The sequence below is a fragment of the Bartonella massiliensis genome (genome assembly GCF_902150025.1).
GTDB classification, from domain to species: domain Bacteria; phylum Pseudomonadota; class Alphaproteobacteria; order Rhizobiales; family Rhizobiaceae; genus Bartonella; species Bartonella massiliensis.
The window spans coordinates 1-2,250 of the sequence record NZ_CABFVS010000027.1 but is presented as its reverse complement, the minus strand read 5'-3'; the positions used below and the strand labels follow the sequence as shown (position 1 = coordinate 2,250).

The following is a 2,250-nucleotide window of genomic DNA, read 5'->3' as shown; positions in this document are numbered from 1 at the left end:
CTTTGTTTAAAGAGAGTTACATATATTCATTTTGCTTATAGGTTTTGAAGGTGCAAAAATTGTCAAAACCCCCTCGAAACATATACTATTGATTGAATTTAGAGGTTGCATTGTTGATATAGGTTGTTTTTTGAAAACTTTAAAAATACTAACCACTTGAAATATAATATTTTTATTTTTTACCATTTTTTTATCTAAAAGCAGCAACCGTCAAAACTCAAAACCCCTTCAAAACTCATAATTATAATGATCTTGATAGCATGCCTTATGATTATAAACTGTCTTTTAAAAGGCTTTAAAGGATCATATGCTTTTCATAAAAAAGTGCTTTAATCACTCACTAAAATAATCATTTTGTCAGTTCAATTTACTGACAGATAACTGACACATATATATTATGAGTTGAATTTATGGTTGTATTGTCGATATAGGTTGTATCATTAAAATATTAACATATTGAAAAATAATGATTTTAATTTTCTCTCATTTTAAAAAAATAATATAGGGTCTAGAGTTAACTGACAAAACTGACAACGCTGACAAAAGTCTATTAAAAGGGATTTTGCTCATCTCTATAATTAGCAATCTCTCTTTAGATGCTTTCATAACAGGCTATAAATCACAATTATTCTATTATCGTTTCTCTTATAAAAATGATGCGGTGGCTATAAAGCAGATAACAGCTATAAAACACCCGTGAAAAAAGCAGGGTTTCATAATCATAATGCATTTTCATAATTACGTTGCAAATGAATGCATTGGTTATAAAGACAGCCCCTATAAAAGGCTGTTAAGTTGCAAATGTGTTATAAAAAGAAATTAACAGAAATCTTTAAAACCATTTAGTAAAAAACAAGATAGGTTATAAAGTTAAAAATACGCATGATGAGAGCGTTTCTAAATATTATAAATGTATAGATTCAAAAAATAACGCAATCGCTTAATAAAGCCCATAATATAGATTTAAAAGCATATAATACAAAAGAAGCAATTAATAAGCATATGATAAATATTTACACACAATGCATTTAAAAAAATCATAAAAAATATCAAAAAAGATAAAATATTATTTGACAATAAATACGTATTTTGTTATATAAATAATCAAGTGATTAACAAACACTTTCGTTAAGCGGATAGGTTACGAAACAACCTCTCTTATGCTTTTAAAATACTGGCTGTTTTTTATGTGTTAATTAGCATATAATGACTCTGTCGGGTGTGCTTACACCATACAATACCCTTATGGGAAAAGTGTAAGCAACGGACTTAACGCCGTGTTTGTTAGCACCCGATGCTTGTTAAGAGTGTCAATAACAAACAATTTTACGTTAAGGTTTTAATTATGACAAATATATCAAAAAACCCCCCCGTTATTTCTAACATTTCAAAAGAAACCGCTTCTGTTAATAAACAAGAGCCTGAAAAAAAATACGAATTTATTGATGATTGTGAATATATAGATGGTCATTTCTTAAAGCGAATTAGAGCTTTAAGAGATTTTGATGATGTTAAAGCAGGCGACCTCGGGGGGTATATTGAAAGTGAAGATAATCTCTCTCATGATGGCAATTGCTGGGTTTATGATAAAGCACGCGTTTTCCAAAATGCTAGGGTTTTTGAGAATGCTAAAGTAAAAAGCTTTTTTGTAGACGTTTATGGCAATGCTAAAATTTATGGCAATGCTATTTTTGAAGGCATGGCAATAAATGATTATTGTGAGGTTTATGGCAATGCTCATATTGAAAATGCCGTTATAATTGAAGGAAATGTTAAAATTTATGATAACGCCCGTGTAAGTGGGCATGCGCATATTTCTGATATGTCTGTTGTTTGTGATGATGCTCATGTCGGTGGCAATGCAAAAATAAGTGATGGTGCTTATATATGTGATCATTCTTATGTTATGGATGATGCCGTGGTTTGTGGTTCTTATGTATCAGGTTCTTCTTGTGTTCATAGCGCTGCCTCTTTAACTTCTGATGATCAAATTCATGATGAGGCAATTCCAAGATTTGGTAGTAAAGATGATTATTATCGTCATGAATATTATGATGATTATGGCTATGATAATGACAGCGCATATGAAAATGACGCTGCTTAAATAAAGCACGGGCGCGGCGGGGGCGCCCCTTCTTTAAAACATTTCATTTAAAAATTTAAATCTCTTTATAAAGGAATTGTGCTATGCAAAAAAAGTTTGCACTCACAAATGAGACACGTGTATTAAATAATCAAACTCTTTATCGT

At 30.6% G+C, this 2,250-nt stretch carries 1 protein-coding gene; it reads left to right on the top strand.

Features of this window, described 5'->3' with window-relative positions; all coding sequences use genetic code 11:
• The first annotated feature begins 1,345 nt into the window (after positions 1–1,345).
• Positions 1,346–2,104: an LbetaH domain-containing protein gene (locus tag FNZ60_RS07110; protein ID WP_142416934.1), complete on the top strand. Its 759-nt coding sequence runs from the start codon at positions 1,346–1,348 to the stop codon at positions 2,102–2,104.
• Positions 2,105–2,250: the final 146 nt, after the last annotated feature.